The sequence below is a fragment of the Pseudoalteromonas sp. BZB3 genome (genome assembly GCF_040104455.1).
Lineage (GTDB): Bacteria > Pseudomonadota > Gammaproteobacteria > Enterobacterales > Alteromonadaceae > Pseudoalteromonas.
The window spans coordinates 212,838-229,142 of the sequence record NZ_JBECOS010000001.1 but is presented as its reverse complement, the minus strand read 5'-3'; the positions used below and the strand labels follow the sequence as shown (position 1 = coordinate 229,142).

At 38.8% G+C, this 16,305-nt stretch carries 13 protein-coding genes; all 13 read left to right on the top strand.

Translation table 11 applies throughout. The features are described from left to right. Nucleotides 1–31: 31 nt before the first annotated feature. Entirely contained in the window at nucleotides 32–1,291 is a 1,260-nt protein-coding gene (locus tag ABMY35_RS00960) for a hypothetical protein (RefSeq protein WP_349284642.1), read from the top strand. Then, nucleotides 1,260–2,042, top strand: a complete 783-nt coding sequence (locus ABMY35_RS00955; RefSeq protein ID WP_349284641.1) for a glycosyltransferase family A protein — start codon at nucleotides 1,260–1,262, stop codon at nucleotides 2,040–2,042. Before ABMY35_RS00960 ends, ABMY35_RS00955 begins: the two co-directional genes overlap by 32 nt. Continuing rightward, on the top strand, nucleotides 2,035–3,162 hold the full coding sequence (locus ABMY35_RS00950; protein WP_349284640.1) for a glycosyltransferase: 1,128 nt from the start codon (nucleotides 2,035–2,037) through the stop codon (nucleotides 3,160–3,162). Before ABMY35_RS00955 ends, ABMY35_RS00950 begins: the two co-directional genes overlap by 8 nt. Nucleotides 3,163–3,266: 104 nt before the next feature. Beyond that, on the top strand, nucleotides 3,267–4,229 hold the full coding sequence (locus ABMY35_RS00945) for a glycosyltransferase family 4 protein (RefSeq protein WP_349284639.1): 963 nt from the start codon (nucleotides 3,267–3,269) through the stop codon (nucleotides 4,227–4,229). Nucleotides 4,230–4,373: 144 nt separating this feature from the next. After that, complete coding sequence (locus ABMY35_RS00940; RefSeq protein ID WP_349284638.1) at nucleotides 4,374–5,783, top strand: mannose-1-phosphate guanylyltransferase/mannose-6-phosphate isomerase; 1,410 nt, start codon at nucleotides 4,374–4,376, stop codon at nucleotides 5,781–5,783. 3 nt (nucleotides 5,784–5,786) lie between these two features. Next, the gene (locus ABMY35_RS00935; RefSeq protein WP_349284637.1) at nucleotides 5,787–7,193 is read left to right on the top strand and encodes a phosphomannomutase; all 1,407 of its coding nucleotides are present in this window, start codon (nucleotides 5,787–5,789) and stop codon (nucleotides 7,191–7,193) included. A gap of 425 nt (nucleotides 7,194–7,618) precedes the next feature. Continuing rightward, entirely contained in the window at nucleotides 7,619–8,755 is a 1,137-nt protein-coding gene (locus tag ABMY35_RS00930; protein WP_349284636.1) for a polysaccharide export protein, read from the top strand. A gap of 13 nt (nucleotides 8,756–8,768) precedes the next feature. Next, nucleotides 8,769–9,203: a low molecular weight protein-tyrosine-phosphatase gene (locus ABMY35_RS00925; protein WP_349284635.1), complete on the top strand. Its 435-nt coding sequence runs from the start codon at nucleotides 8,769–8,771 to the stop codon at nucleotides 9,201–9,203. A gap of 14 nt (nucleotides 9,204–9,217) precedes the next feature. Next, complete coding sequence (locus ABMY35_RS00920) at nucleotides 9,218–11,455, top strand: polysaccharide biosynthesis tyrosine autokinase (protein ID WP_349284634.1); 2,238 nt, start codon at nucleotides 9,218–9,220, stop codon at nucleotides 11,453–11,455. A gap of 446 nt (nucleotides 11,456–11,901) precedes the next feature. Continuing rightward, nucleotides 11,902–13,017, top strand: a complete 1,116-nt coding sequence (gene wecB, locus ABMY35_RS00915; RefSeq protein WP_349284633.1) for a UDP-N-acetylglucosamine 2-epimerase (non-hydrolyzing) — start codon at nucleotides 11,902–11,904, stop codon at nucleotides 13,015–13,017. Between the two features lie 64 nt (nucleotides 13,018–13,081). Then, nucleotides 13,082–14,341 carry a UDP-N-acetyl-D-mannosamine dehydrogenase gene (gene wecC, locus ABMY35_RS00910; protein ID WP_349284632.1) on the top strand — a complete coding sequence of 420 codons (1,260 nt, stop codon included), beginning with the start codon at nucleotides 13,082–13,084 and terminating at the stop codon, nucleotides 14,339–14,341. Then, nucleotides 14,342–15,412, top strand: coding sequence for a dTDP-glucose 4,6-dehydratase (rfbB, locus tag ABMY35_RS00905; protein WP_349284631.1), 1,071 nt, complete (start codon nucleotides 14,342–14,344; stop codon nucleotides 15,410–15,412). Nucleotides 15,413–15,429: 17 nt separating this feature from the next. Further along, on the top strand, nucleotides 15,430–16,305 hold the full coding sequence (gene rfbA / locus ABMY35_RS00900; protein WP_349284630.1) for a glucose-1-phosphate thymidylyltransferase RfbA: 876 nt from the start codon (nucleotides 15,430–15,432) through the stop codon (nucleotides 16,303–16,305).

Genomic DNA, 16,305 nt, shown 5'->3' with positions numbered 1-16,305 from the left:
ATGAATAATAGTTTCAATTTTATGGTGTGTGATGAATTTTAAAAAGGCATTCGGATATAGCGCCATTGAATCTATTTTCTCTCGGCTTTTTGATCTTGTTTCAATTTGGATTGTTCTAAATACTCTAGGTGTTGAAGATGTTGCTCTATTTGGTCTTGCAACATCTGCTTTATTCTTTTTCAATCTATTTTTCATTACTCCGGAAACCGCGCTATTTAAATATCAAAAAGATTGGATGAAAAGTGGGCAAATAAGTAGTTACTTGTCCGCATTTTATTCTTTCAATATATTTAAGTTGTTAGTTCATTACATAGCAGGCGCCATTGTTTTAGTTTTTTTTGATGACTCGAAGTGGTTGTTTTTTGCAATTGTTTTTTCGGCAATTACTCAAAAAATTCAGCTTGCCGAGATCAGTAGAATATACTTTAGAATGGAGCTTAAGCAGAAGCAGGTTGCTTTATTTGAGCTAGCAAGTAAATGTATTTTGCTACTATTAGTTTCAAGCTTATATTTCTTCCCTGATATAGGTTATTACTTTACAATTTATCTTCTTTGGAGCGCTGTAGTTGCTTTGTCATGGGTTCTTGCTGTTAAAGAACAGATTGGATTCTCTATAACATTTGACGTTGAGCATATTTCAAAGTTGAAGTTTGCTTTTTTAGGTTTTTCTGGCTGGGCGCATTTAACTGGTGTTATGACCTTTTGTATTTACAATTCAAGCGTTCTTTTTCTAGAGTGGTTTGATACTGAGGTTAGTGAATTGGCGCTTTTTGTTGTACTTAATAAAGTAGCTAATTTGTTTTTTGTTATACCTATGTTTTTCCAGTCTTTTGTTCCAGTTCTTTTGGCCAACTCAAATTCACAAAGTAATAAAAGGTTTAAGAAACTGGTTTTGGCGTCATCAATATTGTCTACTGGTCAGTTAATATTTTTTGCTTTATTTGGGCGTTTTATAGCAAGTGTATTTGGTGTTTCGGAGCAGGACACAGAACAATTCTACGAGTTAGGTTTGTTCGTGACTTTTGGCATATTTGTGCTGAATTTAAATAGACCTTTAAGCACATTTTTATTAATTAAAACAAATCCCAAAAACCTGTTTTTAGCTGTATCACTACCATCTTTTTGTCTCGCTATTTTTACATACCCATTATTAATTAATTTTTATGGTTTGAAGGGAGCGGCTTATAGTGCTGTTATTGTGTACTCAGTTATGTCTCTTCTGCTTCTAGTGGGCTTTATCTTGTATAGGAAAAAAAACAATGAACATATCAGTTGTAATTCCAACTTATAAAAGGCCTGATTTACTGGCAAGGCTTTTAAAGTCGATTAGTTTACAAACTTTATTACCAAACGAAGTTATTGTAATTGACGATTGTTCAGGAATGGAAAGTGAGTATTCTGCGGTTATCAAGGAGTTTGACTCAATTTTCGAAAAGTTAATATTTGAATCTCTTAAACAAAACTCAGGTGCGCCCACAGCGAGAAATCTTGGTATATCTAAGGCGAAAGGCGATTGGGTTGCTTTGGTTGACGATGATGACGAATGGTTACCGAGTAAGTTAGAAAAGCAAGCTGAACTAATCAACAAGAGTAATGATCCACAGCTAGGTTTCGTTTATACGTGGACTGAAGCAAAAGGCCAGGCCGGACAAGAGTCTTACACAAGTAAGGTTTCGCATAAAGGTGACTCGGTGTCTGCATTGTTGAATACAAATTATATTATGTCGGCATCAGTTTTGATAAAACGTCAAGCTTTACAAGATGTTTCAGGGTTCAAGGAATCACTTCCAAGTTGCCAAGATTGGGATACGTGGATCAGGATTGCTTTAGCTGGGTATCATTTTGACTTAGTAGAAGAAGTACTAACCATTTATCACCGTCATGGTGGTGAATCTATTGGCTTGTCACCTAAAGCAAAATTAGGTTACAAACTTTTGTTAGAAGCTTTTTGGCTGAAAATAATAACAAAAACGTCTCCAATTAATTGGCTAAAAAAAGCCTTGCTCTACATAAAGGTCGTAAGAGAAATTAAAAATGGCTAAGAAAAGAGGAAAGAAAATTGCTCTTCTCACTAATATGGTTGCTCCATATAGAGTACCTTTTTTTGAGGCTCTTGCAAATGAACATGACATTCGTCAGTTAGATATTTTAACTTGTATAGAAAGAGAAGTGGATAGAGAGTGGGCTGTAAAAAACAGTAAAAGTTACAATGTTTTGCAGCAAAAAGGTATTACTCTCAATTTAAATAAAGGCGCTGATGGAAAGCGTATACTGCATTTTAAGTTTAGTATAATTCTCTACTTGTTGTTTAAAAGGCCTGATGTATTGGTTATTGGTGATGCTTCTTGGACATCATTCATTGCAGCTTTTGTTTGTAAAATATTGATGATAGACTACATCGTTTGGAATGAAATAACTACGACTTCAAAAGTATCTGTTGGTATAGTGAGCAAGCTCAGGCGATTGATGTATCGTGGGGCAAAGCATTTAATTGCTTCTTGTGAAATGGCAACAGAATATTTGACGTCATGCGGTGTTCCAGAATTTAGGATATCTATCGTTAATAACGCTGTCGATAATCAGTTTTTTTTACAAAAAAAACGTGAGTTACAGAGTAACAGAGATGCTACAAGGGCTCAATTGAATATAGCTAAGGATAGTCTTTGCTTTATTTATGTTGGTCAATTGATCTCTCGAAAGCGTGTTATAGAAACTGTAAAACTGATTTCTGCTTTAAGCTCTGTTCAAAAGGTGCACTTATTAATTGCTGGTAACGGCCCTCTTGAAAATGAGATGAAACAAGTGGCTAGTGATTTATCTTTCGAAGATATTACTTTCTGCGGTTTTATGGATGCTGAAAAGCTTTGTGAGTTATACACGGCAAGTGACTCTTTGATCCTGCTTTCTGAAGATGAGCCGTGGGGTATGGTTGTTAATGAGGCGTTACTTTTCGAAAATTCAGTTATTGCTAGTAACGCTGTTGCTGCAGCTGTTGAATACAGAGAGTTAAGTGAAGTTGCTACCTTAGAGCACCTGAGCCTATCCGTAGAAGATTTTAGAAAAATTGTAAGTGAAACAGACCGTAAAAACGGCGTTCCAGCAGCGCTTTCTTCACCCGAGTATATGAGTGAACAATTTAATGTTGTACTTAACTCTTTATAAAGCAAATATGAAGTATTGCTTGAGCGGAATCGTTTCTTTCAAAAATGGGCTGACGTATTTTTAGGTTCAGCCCAGTAATTTCAATTATTATAGCGAAACAAAGAATGATAGTTCGATTGTTCAATTTCTCCAAAGTGTTTGGTGGGCAGGAGAGATATGCAGAAAATCTTGTTGAGACTTTAGGGAAACGAGGCATCCAAAGTCAAATTTTCAGTGATACAACCACATTGAAAGAAGTTATTAAAAGCACAAGTAAAGATGATGTTACTATTTTGAATGGAAATGCAGCACTTTACAAGTTTGTTTTTATTAAAAAAAAATCATTTTGGGTTTATGTCCAGCACAGTGATATCAACGATAGTCAGGTCTCTCTATGGAAGATTATTACCCGCAAGTTCTTAATTAAACTGTTACTTATGAGAGTAGATCTGGTTGTAAGAGTCTGCAACAGGGCGTTACCAGATTTTTATGCACCTAATAAAATAAAAACGATATATAACGGGGTGCATCTACCCGATAGAGTGCATCTATCCAGTATTTCTGATGGAATGGTCAATTTGTTAATGGTTGGCGCTGTCAATCATAACAAAAATCAAAGGCTTGTTCTGGATGCTTTAGCTCATTTACGCAATTGCAATTTGACTATAGTGGGTTCTGGGCCGGATCTAGGTGATTTAAAAGAGTATGCTAAGCAAATTGGTGTGTCTGCAAGAGTATTTTGGAAAGGCTTTGAAACTGATATAGATAAGTTTTATCGACAAGCAGACTTATTGTTGTTGCTCTCTTTCAATGAAGCATTTCCATATGTCGTTTTAGAATCCATGTCCCATGGAACACCTGTGCTATCTGTAAAGGTAGGTGGAGTGCCTGAGATTTTAAAGCATAATTCAAACGGTTGGTTATTAGAAGATTACGAAACACAATCTTTGATTGACTCGGTGAATCATATCATTAGTGCTCCTGATAATTATGTTCAAGTTGCTAAAAGTGCGCGTAAAACAATTGAAGATAACTTTACCTTGGATAAAGTCACAAATGAACTAATTGAGCATATTTTTAAAGAATAGTCCTCAGATCTTTGTCTTACTTTTAGGCATTCAAACCTGACATTAACTTTTTTACTAAGTTTATTTTAGGCTATATCTTAGTATTTAAATTAATGTCGAAATGTGAATCATTATAGAAATTTAAATAATTAAGGGGTTAGTAAGTTGTTATTACCAATCATCATGGCTGGCGGCTCAGGCACGCGTTTATGGCCATTATCACGCGGAAACTACCCAAAACAATTTTTAAAACTACATGGTGACAACACCATGTTGCAAGAGACTATTTTAAGATTAAATGGTCTTGAACATGCACCCGCGATGTTAATTTGTAATGAAGAGCATCGCTTTATTGCCGCAGAGCAAGTACGTCAAATAGGTGTGGCACATAGTGGTATCTTCTTAGAGCCAGTGGGTCGTAACACCGCACCTGCTATTGCGTTGGCAGCCTTCAAAGCAGTTGAAGATAATCAAGATGCGCTATTGCTTGTTCTAGCTGCTGACCATGTTATTGAAAATCTAGCTGCTTTCCAAGAAAGCGTAAACAAAGCAAAACTGTTAGCTGAACAAGGTAAATTAGTAACCTTCGGCATTGTTGGCAATACGCCAGAGACGGGGTATGGCTATATTAAGCGTGGTGCTGAGGTTGAACATGGCTTTACTGTGGATAGTTTTGTCGAAAAACCAAACCTTGAAACAGCGCAAGAATATATTGCCAGTGGTGACTATTACTGGAATAGCGGCATGTTCTTGTTTAAAGCAAGTCGCTACCTTGAAGAGCTAAAAGCATTTCGCCCAGATATCTATGAAGCATGTGAAAAAGCAGTGCAAGTACAAAATAATGATATGGACTTTGTACGTTTAGATAAAGAAGCATTTGAAGCATGCCCAGATGAATCTATTGATTATGCAGTGATGGAACACACACAAGATGCTGTTGTGGTACCAATGGATGCAAACTGGAATGATGTAGGCGGCTTTGCAGCATTATGGGAAGTGTCTGAGCAAGATGAAAATGGCAATGCTTTTATTGGCGATGTTAAATCTGTAGACACAAAAAACACTCTAGTGTTTGGTGAAGACAAGCTAGTGACAACAGTGGGTGTTGAAGACTTAGTCATCGTTAATACAAAAGATGCTGTTCTGGTTGCGCATAAAGACGAATCTCAAAAAGTAAAACAAATCGTTAGCCAATTAAAGGCAGACGAACGTTCAGAGGTAACATTCCACCGAGAAGTATACCGTCCTTGGGGTAAATACGACTCAGTAGATAACGGTGAGCGCTTCCAAGTAAAACGTATCACGGTTAAACCAGGTGCAAAACTATCAGTGCAAATGCACCACCACAGAGCTGAGCACTGGATTGTGGTTTCAGGTACCGCAAAAGTACAAATCGATGATACTGAGCAGTTTGTGACTGAAAATGAATCAGTGTACATTCCGATTACTGCGGTTCATGCACTAGAAAACCCAGGCAAAGTAGATTTAGAGCTTATTGAAGTGCAGTCAGGCTCTTATTTAGGTGAAGATGATATTGTGCGTTTTGAAGACCGCTATGGCAGAGTAAAAGGTTAAGTCATGAATACAAAATCAGTCATTCAAGCAAGTGGTATTGCATTTGGTACCAGTGGTGCCAGAGGTCTTGTTGCCGATTTTACACCAGAAGTGTGTGCAGCCTTTTCAATTGCGTTCGCTCAGAGTATTAAAAGTGAATTCGCATTTAATACAATGGCCATTGCAATTGATAATCGCCCGAGCAGTTTCGATATCGCTAAAGCCTGCGCAGCAGGCTTAAAGCAACTAAATATAGACGTTGTTTATTACGGTGTGGTTCCTACTCCGGCGCTTGCTTATACAGCGATGCAAGACAATATGCCTTGTATTATGGTTACAGGCAGTCATATTCCATTTGATAGAAATGGTTTAAAGTTCTACCGCCCTGATGGTGAAATCACTAAACAAGATGAACAAGCCATTCTGAGTGCTGATTTTGATTTTGCTGACTTGAATCTAGCCGACATCAGTTTACCGATAAGTGATAAAGCAAAAGAGGCTTATACCACTCGATATACACACCTGTTTAACGAAGAGACGTTAGCAGGTAAGCGAGTGGGCATTTATGAGCACTCGAGTGCAGGCAGAGATATTTATAAATCACTATTTGAGCAATTGGGCGCAGAAGTTATTTGCCTAGGTCGCAGTGATGAATTTATCCCAATCGATACTGAGGCTGTATCAGATGAAGATAAACAAAGAGCAAAAGATTGGGTCAGTAAATATCGCCTAGATATGCTGTTCTCAACAGACGGTGATGGAGATAGACCACTCCTTGCTGGCGAAGATGGCGAGTGGCTAAGGGGTGATATCTTAGGTCTACTTTGTAGTCAAGCGCTCTCAATAGAAGCACTTGCAACCCCTGTTAGCTGTAATACAGCCATTGAGCTGTCTGGTAGCTTTAAAACCGTGACCAGAACAAAAATTGGCTCACCTTATGTAATAGAAGCCTTTGCTGATTTAAACAAAACCTTCTCGAAAGTAGCAGGCTTTGAAGCAAATGGCGGTTACTTACTGGCGAGTGATTTCGAGTTTAATGGTAAAGCATTGAAAGCGCTGCCAACAAGAGACGCGGTGTTGCCAGCGCTGATTGTCGCAACAATGGGTGACAGCATAGCGGGCTTGCTAAAATGTTTACCACAGCGCTTTACAGCGAGTGATAGGTTAAAAGACTTTGCGACAGAAAAGAGCAGGGTGTTGATAGCAGAGCTAAGTGAGAACCCAAATGCGCTTTTAGAAAGCTTAGGGTTAGGTAAAGCGAAGTCTGTTTGTAAAACAGATGGCTTAAGATTGACGGCAGAAACAGGTGATATTGTGCATTTAAGACCTTCTGGTAATGCGCCAGAGCTTAGGTGTTACGTTGAGTCAAATTCTGAAAAAGCATCGCTAAACCTAATGACTAGCGCCTTTAATTTTATCAATTCAAAATAATATTGCTATATACGAAGCCTGGAAAGAAGCTGTCCAGGCTTATTACCAAAGCATAATCCACTTCTGTGGCAATTTAAGTTACTACATACAACAATGTGTTACGATGTTAATGTAGACTTAAATCTAGTCTAAATGTAACTTTTTTGGGGTTACAGATACCGGCCTTCAAGAACTTCAAATACTAGGTAACAACTGTTCCATATCGCATAATAATAACTAGTTTGATGTAGGTTGCACTTTAGCGCAATAAGCTAATCTAAATTCTGCCGTAATAAATAACAACTAACACGACCCTACCGATTATTTTATTAATAAAAAAATTCACACGACGATTACTTGCTAACAAAATCTACAAGTGGTTTAATTACTCAGCTTAATATAAAGGCTTTAGACAAGGCTAACAAGAACGATTTTAGGAAGAACGAATGGCGCAACGCTATAAAACTTTCATTGCATCAGCATGTTTACTGGCAATGAGTGGCTGTACAATTATACCTGGCGGTCATTTTGAAGGACTAAAACAAGGTGAACAAACCGAGAATCTTGAGAAGGAATTGGCAAAAGTAAATATCCAACTCATTGACTCTGCTCTTATTTCCCAACAAAAAGACTTTAATAAAAAAAATGTAGCTGAAATTGGCGCATCTAATTCCAATAGTTATATTGCTGGACTCGATCTTTCTAATTATGAATACAAACTTGGTGTGGGTGATGTACTCACTATAGGCGTGTGGGATCATCCAGAGTTAACGATTCCTGCAGCCGTTCAGCGTACCGCAGAATTTGATGGCTTTCGAGTACAAGCCGACGGCACAATCACCTACGCATATGCCCCTAAAGTACAGGCTGCCGGTAAAACAGTCGCAGAAGTTCGTGAAGACCTGGTAAAGCGTTTAAGTCGTGTTATAGAAGATCCGCAAATTGACGTAAAAGTAGTCGGTTTCAGAAGCCAAAAAGCCTATGTTACAGGTGAAGTGAAAAAGCCTGGTGTTTACCCTGTGACCGAAACGCCATTAACCTTAATTGATGCACTAAACCAAGCAGGTGGTTTAAATGAACGTGCTGACTGGAAAACAGTGACATTTACCCGAGGTAATGAAACCGAAGTTATTCGTTTAGATGACTTTTATTCCAAAGGCGACATTTCTCAAAACCGTTTATTGCGGCACGGCGATATTGTACATGTAACACGTAACGACCAAAGAAATGTTTATGTATTGGGTGATGTAAAACGCGCTGGCACAGTAGAAGTGAATCGTTATGGCTTGAATTTAGCCGAAGCGCTCAGTGAGGTTGGCGGTATTGACGAGCGCTCAGCTGACGCCAATGGTATTTTTGTTCTTCGCAAACGTGACCTTGAGAAAGACGGTGTAATTGCTGACGTGTATCAGTTGCATGCAAAGAATGTTGCTGCATTAGTGCTAGCAGAGCAATTCGAATTAGATCCGCAAGACATTGTTTATGTTACTAGTGCACCACTTGCACGTTGGAACAAAGTAATTAGCTTGTTGTTACCGGCGTTAACAACCGTTGATAGATTACAAGATATAGATAACCAGTAGTAGGCAAACCAGTATGTTCGATAGTGTTTTAATGGTATGTGCAGGTAATATCTGCCGAAGTCCTACCGCTGAATATGTTTTGAAAAGCAAGTTAGCGGGCAAAAATGTCAAAGTGAGTTCTGCAGGTTTAACTGCTCTTGAAGGAAAGTCAGCTGATAGCTTTGCACAAGAATTAGCCTTGCAACATGGCGTTGATATGTCAGAGCATAAAGGTAAGCAAATCAGCACAAGCCTAGTAACGCATAACAGTGTGATCTTGGTGATGGAGAAACGTCATCTAGAAGACTTATGTACCCGCTACCCCCAAGCACGCGGCAAAACATTTCTTCTTGGTAAATGGTTAGGCGACAAAGAAGTACCAGACCCTTATCGACAAAGCCGTGAAGCCTTTGAACATGTCTACGAATTAATCGATAGCGCGTGTAGCGCTTGGCAGAAGTATTTATAAGGATGAAAGAGTCAATGAATGCTCAATCAAACCTATTAAGTGGCTCGCAACAAAAGCAATCCACAGAACAAGCGCAAGAAATCGATTTAATGGCCTTGTTAGGCGCTTTACTCGACCGTAAATGGTTCATTATTGCTGTTACTACCTTATTCATGATTGTTGGTGTTGCGGTCGCGGTATTTAGCACGCCTATTTACCAAGCCACAGCTATGATCCAGGTAGAAGAAAAAGGTGGCTCAGTCCCTGGTTTTGACGAGCTAGGCGGTATGTTCGAAAGCACTTCTGCTGCAGTGACTGAAATCGAACTGTTAAAATCTCGCAGTATCATCGGTGAAGCTGTCGACAACCTAAAATTAGATATTGTCGCTGAACCAAAACTATTTCCAGTGATTGGAGGCAGAGCATTTCGTAAATTTACACCTATGCAAGAAGGTGAGTTAGCAGAGCCAAGTTTTGGTGCGTCTAGTTATGCTTGGGGCGGTGAGATAATTGAAATATTTAAATTCGAAGTGCCAACAAATGCAATCGGTACTGGTTTTACTTTAGTTGCCTTAGCAAATAACCAATTTGAATTATTAACGAGCAATGGCGATAGTATTCTAAAAGGTAAAGTAGGTAAAGAGGTATCAAACGGCGCCTTTTCATTAACATTGAAAACATTAATTGCTCGCCCAGACACTGAGTTTACCTTAACTAAGCGTGATCGCTTAAATACCATCCTTGATTTGCAAACTGCCATTGGTGCTAGTGAAAAAGGTAAAGACTCAGGTATTATCAACCTAAGCTTACAAAGTGCTGATTCTGACTATGCTGAAGCTGTTCTAAATAAAGTGGCAAGCATCTATGTTCGTAGAAATGTTGAGCGCAATAGCGCCGAAGCACAGAAGTCATTAGACTTTTTAGAGTATCAACTTCCGCAAGTGAAGAAGCAGTTAGAAGCTGCTGAACAACGTTTTAATGATTACCAAGTGAAGCAGCAATCAGTTGATATTACGCTTGAAACCGAAGGCGTACTAAGACAGCTTGTTAAGCTTGAAACGCAATTACAAGAACTTGAACTTAAAAAGCTAGAGTTAGGTCGTAAATTCAAGCAAAGCCACCCAAGCTACCAAGCAGCCGTTGAGCAAATTAACGCGGTTGAAAACCAAAAACGCCGCTTAGCAGCTGAAGTGCAAGTGTTACCAGAAACACAGCAAGAACTTTTACGCTTAACGCGTGACGTAGAGGTGAACAATGAGATTTACACACTGTTGCTGGCAAAAACTCAAGAACTAGACATTGTTCGTGCGGGCACTGTAGGCAATGTACGTGTGATTGACCTTGCTGAAGTAAATACGTCAAAGCCAGTTAAACCTAAAAAAGCCTTAATCTTTGTTATGGCAACTATGTTAGGTGGTATGCTAGCAGTAGCTATTGTACTGATTCAAAAAGCAATTCATAAAGGTATTGAAGACCCAAGTGAAATTGAAGCGATAGGTTTACCAGTTTATGCCAGTGTGCCTTATTCAGAATATCAGGTTAAACTCACTGGCTTTGCAAAAGCTCGAAAAGGTAAAACCGCTAAAGCCAAGTCGATACTAGCAATTGACAACCCTGCGGATCTTTCAATCGAGGCATTGAGAAGTTTACGCACCAGCCTGCACTTTGCAATGATGGAAGCTAAAAACAACGTAATCGCAATCTCAGGCCCTAGCCCAGGTGTTGGTAAGTCATTTATTTCAGTAAACCTTGCAACTGTCTTAGCGCAAAGCGACAAAAAAGTACTTATTATCGACGCCGATATGCGAAAAGGCTACTTGCAAACACAATTTGGTATGCAATGGGACAACGGTCTAAGTGACTACCTATCTGGCAGAATTAATCTAGAGCAAGCTACAAAACAAAGTCAGGTTGAAGGCTTAGATGTAATGACCCGTGGTCAAATACCACCCAACCCATCAGAGTTATTAATGCACGAAAACTTCTCAAAATTAGTAGAAGAAGTAAGCGCGAAGTACGATTTAGTCATTATAGATACTCCACCAATTCTAGCAGTAACCGACCCTGCAATTGTAAGTGCACACGCAGGCAGTACATTACTAGTAACACGCTTTGGTCAAAACCATGTAAAAGAGCTAGAGCTTACACGTAACCGCTTTGAACAAAACGGCATAGATGTAAAAGGTGTGGTATTCAACGGTGTCGTTAAAAAGGCAAGTAATGCTTACGGCTATTACGGCTATTACAACTACGAGTATAAGTCAGATAAATAAACTTGTAGGTAGTCGTTTACGGCGACAATTAAAATGACATTCGGTAGCAGCGATTTGATATCGCGTGAAATATCAAATGTAGCTCGTCGTTTACGGCGACAATTAAAATGATATCCGGTAGCAGCGATATCATATCGCGTAAAATACCAAATGTAGGACGTCGTTTACGGCGACTATTTAAATAATATTCGGTAGCCGCGATTTTACATCGCGTAAAATATCAAATTTAGGTAGTCATTAATGGCGACAATAAAAACCTATATTCGGTAGCAGCGACTTCATGACGCGTTAAATACCATATGTAGGTCGTCTTTATGGTGACAGAAAAGGCCACCCTGAACTCGTTTCAGGGTCTAAGAGGTAGCAGCGGTTTTACATCGCGAAAGAAAATAGTCTTTGAACTTACTTCAAAGGCAAAAACGAATTAACAAAATAAAGGAACACCTGTGAAAGTTCTTACAGTATTCGGCACTAGGCCAGAAGCAATCAAAATGGCCCCACTCGTTCACGCATTAGCTGCTGACGAGCGCTTCGACGCTAAAGTATGTGTTACAGCACAGCACCGTGAGATGTTAGATCAGGTTTTAGAGCTATTCAAAATTACCCCAGACTTCGACTTAAACCTAATGAAAGCAGGGCAAACCCTTCCAGAAGTTACCAGTCGAATTCTGTTGGAGCTCACTCCAGTATTAAAAGAATTTAAGCCTGACGTGGTGTTAGTGCATGGTGACACCACCACGACATTTGCTGCAAGCCTAGCAGCCTATTACGAGCAAATTGCTGTAGGTCATGTCGAAGCAGGTTTACGCACAGGTAATATCTACTCGCCTTGGCCTGAAGAAGCAAACCGCAAGTTAACAGGTGCTTTAACAAAGTTCCATTTCGCACCGACTGAAACATCTAAGCATAATTTATTAACTGAAAACTACAGTGCAGAAAATGTCTTCGTAACTGGAAATACAGTAATTGATGCACTATTAATGATTAAGTCACAAATAGAACAAGATCAAGACTTATCCTCGACACTAGCAGCACAATTCCCATTTTTAGATGAATCAAAAAAACTTATTTTAGTTACAGGCCACAGACGTGAAAGCTTTGGTGGTGGCTTTGAGCGTATTTGTGAAGCATTAGCTCAAACTGCTAAAAAACACCCTGAAACACAAATATTATACCCTGTACATTTAAACCCTAATGTACAAGAGCCTGTAAATCGTATTCTTGCAGGTGTTGAGAATGTTCACTTGATTGAGCCTCAGCAATACCTACCGTTTGTATATTTAATGAACCGAGCACATGTTATTTTAACTGACTCAGGTGGTATTCAAGAAGAAGCCCCTAGCCTAGGTAAACCAGTTTTGGTTATGCGTGATACAACTGAGCGGCCAGAGGCTGTCAAAGCCGGAACAGTGAAACTAGTCGGAACTGACGTAGGACTAATTACTGCATCATTAACAGAATTACTGACGAATGAAAGGAGTTATTGTGTGATGAGTAAAGCATATAATCCATATGGAGATGGTAATGCTTGTCAACGTATTTGTGACGTTTTAGCTAGCTAAAATTATTATTTACAATTTTATATTTGCTTACAGTTTATGAAAAAAGATTATAAAAAGGTTTACCATGTCTTTTGAAACTATTTCAGTAATTGGGTTAGGTTACATTGGTTTGCCCACAGCCGCGATGTTTGCTTCGCGTAAGAAAAAAGTAATTGGTGTCGATGTGAACAAACATGCCGTTGATACAATAAATCGCGGTGAAATTCATATCGTGGAACCGGAACTTGATATCATAGTACATGCTGCAGTTACCGAAGGTTATTTGAAAGCGACAACTACACCGGAACCAGCAGATGCATTTCTTATTGCTGTACCAACACCATTCAAGAATAATGATTCAGAATTACCTGAACCAGATTTAACTTATATCGAATCAGCTAGTAAGGCTATTGCTCCAGTATTAAAAAAAGGTGATTTAGTAATTTTGGAATCAACCTCTCCTGTTGGTGCTACAGAGCAGATGTCTGAATGGTTGGCAGAGGCTAGAACTGACTTAACTTTCCCGCAGCAAAGTGGTGAAAATTCAGATATTCGCATTGCGCATTGCCCAGAACGAGTTCTACCAGGACACGTGGTACGTGAGTTGGTAGAAAATGACCGCGTAATTGGTGGTATGACTCGAAAATGTTCTGATGCTTCAATAGAGCTTTATAAGTCGTTTGTTAAAGGCGAATGTGTGACAACTAATGCCAGAACTGCAGAAATGGCTAAACTGACTGAGAACTCTTGCCGAGATGTACAAATTGCATTTGCCAACGAACTGTCAGTAATTTGTGACAAACTAAATATTGATGTTTGGGAGCTAATTTCTCTGGCAAATCGCCACCCTCGAATAAATATTTTACAGCCTGGCCCTGGTGTCGGTGGCCATTGTATCGCTGTAGACCCCTGGTTTATTGTGAGCAAAACACCTGAGTTATCTCAGTTAATACATACAGCTAGAATAGTTAACGATAATAAACCTGAGTGGGTAATAAACAAAGTAAAGTTAGCCGTTGCAGACTTTTTACTTAAATATCCAGTTAAAACAGCAAAAGATGTAACAATTGCATGTTATGGTCTTTCATTTAAAGCAAATATAGATGATTTGAGAGAAAGCCCCGCACTAAATATTACGAATGAAATTGCAAGTTTACACTCAGGTAAAGTGTTGGCTGTCGAACCAAATATAGAGTCATTTGACGCTTTAAATTCTGTTGAATTTACTAGCTTTTCATCAGCAAAAGAAGCTGCAGATATTCATGTTTTACTTGTTGAGCACAAAGAGTTTCAAGAGTCAGATGTACCTAAAGGTATAGTGATAGATACAAAAGGAATTTGGTAAATGAAAATACTTGTTACAGGCGGTGCAGGTTTTATTGGATCTGCGGTTATTCGTAACATTATTAACAACACAAACGATGAAGTTATTAATCTTGATAAACTAACTTATGCTGGAAACTTAGATTCAGTAAAAGATATTGAAAAGAATAATCGCTATACCTTTGAACAAGTAGATATCTGTGATCGAACAGAACTAGAAAGAGTATTTAATCAATATAAACCAGATGCAGTTATGCATTTGGCGGCAGAAAGCCATGTAGATCGTTCGATAACGGGGCCTGCTGAGTTTATTCAAACAAATATTGTAGGCACCTACACTCTATTAGAAGTATCTAGAAACTATTGGCTGCGTCTAGAAGCTGGAAAAAAGGCAGAGTTTAGATTCCATCATATATCAACTGATGAAGTATATGGGGACTTACCACACCCAAGTGACGTTGAGGGTACTTTACCAATGTTCACTGAAACTACGGCATATGATCCAAGCAGTCCATATTCTGCAAGTAAAGCATCTAGTGATCACCTTGTAAGGGCATGGAGAAGAACCTATGGACTTCCAACAATTATTACAAATTGTTCGAATAACTATGGCCCTTATCACTTTCCTGAAAAATTAATACCTTTAGTTATATTAAATGCTCTAGATGGTAAAGACTTACCGATTTATGGTCAAGGTGACCAAATTCGCGATTGGTTATACGTTGAAGATCATGCTCGTGCGCTTTACAAAGTAGTAACTGAAGGAGCGATTGGAGAAACCTATAATATTGGCGGACATAACGAGAAACAAAATATTCAAGTTGTGCAAACAATATGTGAAATTCTAGATGAGTTAGTGCCTAAAGAAAATAGATATGTCGAGCAAATAACGTTCGTGGAAGATAGGCCTGGACATGATAGAAGATATGCCATTGATGCTAGAAAAATTGAGAAAGAGCTGAATTGGGTACCACAAGAAACCTTTGAGTCAGGTTTAAAAAAGACGGTTCAATGGTATTTAGAGAATCGCATTTGGTGTGAAAATGTTCAAAGTGGCAATTATCAGCGTGAAAGATTGGGTACATTAAATTAGGTTATAGTGAGATTAAAATGAAAGGCATTATTTTAGCCGGTGGTTCAGGCACTAGACTGTACCCAATAACAATGGGAACTAGTAAACAACTACTTCCTATTTATGATAAACCGATGATCTATTACCCATTATCAGTACTCATGCTAGCGGGTATCCGTGAGGTATTAATAATAACAACTCCTGATGATAATGCTGCGTTTAAGCGCCTTTTAGGTGACGGCTCTCAATTTGGTATTGAACTAGCTTATGCTGTTCAACCGAGTCCAGATGGCCTAGCCCAAGCCTTTATTTTAGGTGAAGAGTTTATTGGTAGTAGTGATGTTTGTCTTGTTTTAGGGGACAATGTTTTTTATGGTCATGGCTTCTCTCCGAAGCTAAAACAAGCCGTTGAAAATGCAAAACAGGGTCGGGGCGCTACTGTATTTGGGTATGAAGTTAAAGATCCCGAGCGCTTTGGTGTTGTGGAGTTTGATGAAAATAGAAAAGCTAAATCAATAGAAGAAAAACCCAATCAACCAAAATCAAACTTAGCAGTGACTGGGTTATATTTTTACGACAACCAAGTAGTTGATATTGCAAAGTCAGTTGAACCTTCAGAGCGTGGCGAGCTAGAGATAACTTCAGTGAATCAAGCTTATTTAGACAAAAACATGCTAAACGTGGAGCTGTTAGGCAGGGGGTTTGCGTGGCTTGATACAGGTACTAATGACTCCCTTTTAGAGGCTGCTCAATTTGTACAAACTATCGAGCATCGACAAGGTTATAAAATAGCCTGCCTTGAAGAAATTGGGTACCGACAAGGGTGGCTAAGCAGGGAGCAAGTCATCAACTTTGCAAAACCACTGGTTAAAAGTGGCTATGGTAAATACCTATTAAGTATAGTAGGTAAATAG

Excerpts from the sequence above, each read along its gene's own strand:
- wecC (WP_349284632.1), top strand. The coding sequence starts at position 13,082 with ATGTCTTTTGAAACTATTTCAGTAATTGGGTTAGGTTACATTGGTTTG.
- rfbB (WP_349284631.1), top strand. The coding sequence starts at position 14,342 with ATGAAAATACTTGTTACAGGCGGTGCAGGTTTTATTGGATCTGCGGTT.
- ABMY35_RS00935 (WP_349284637.1), top strand. The coding sequence starts at position 5,787 with ATGAATACAAAATCAGTCATTCAAGCAAGTGGTATTGCATTTGGTACC.
- ABMY35_RS00930 (WP_349284636.1), top strand. The coding sequence starts at position 7,619 with ATGGCGCAACGCTATAAAACTTTCATTGCATCAGCATGTTTACTGGCA.
- ABMY35_RS00955 (WP_349284641.1), top strand. The coding sequence starts at position 1,260 with ATGAACATATCAGTTGTAATTCCAACTTATAAAAGGCCTGATTTACTG.
- ABMY35_RS00960 (WP_349284642.1), top strand. The coding sequence starts at position 32 with ATGAATTTTAAAAAGGCATTCGGATATAGCGCCATTGAATCTATTTTC.
- ABMY35_RS00925 (WP_349284635.1), top strand. The coding sequence starts at position 8,769 with ATGTTCGATAGTGTTTTAATGGTATGTGCAGGTAATATCTGCCGAAGT.
- ABMY35_RS00950 (WP_349284640.1), top strand. The coding sequence starts at position 2,035 with ATGGCTAAGAAAAGAGGAAAGAAAATTGCTCTTCTCACTAATATGGTT.
- ABMY35_RS00920 (WP_349284634.1), top strand. The coding sequence starts at position 9,218 with ATGAATGCTCAATCAAACCTATTAAGTGGCTCGCAACAAAAGCAATCC.
- rfbA (WP_349284630.1), top strand. The coding sequence starts at position 15,430 with ATGAAAGGCATTATTTTAGCCGGTGGTTCAGGCACTAGACTGTACCCA.
- ABMY35_RS00945 (WP_349284639.1), top strand. The coding sequence starts at position 3,267 with ATGATAGTTCGATTGTTCAATTTCTCCAAAGTGTTTGGTGGGCAGGAG.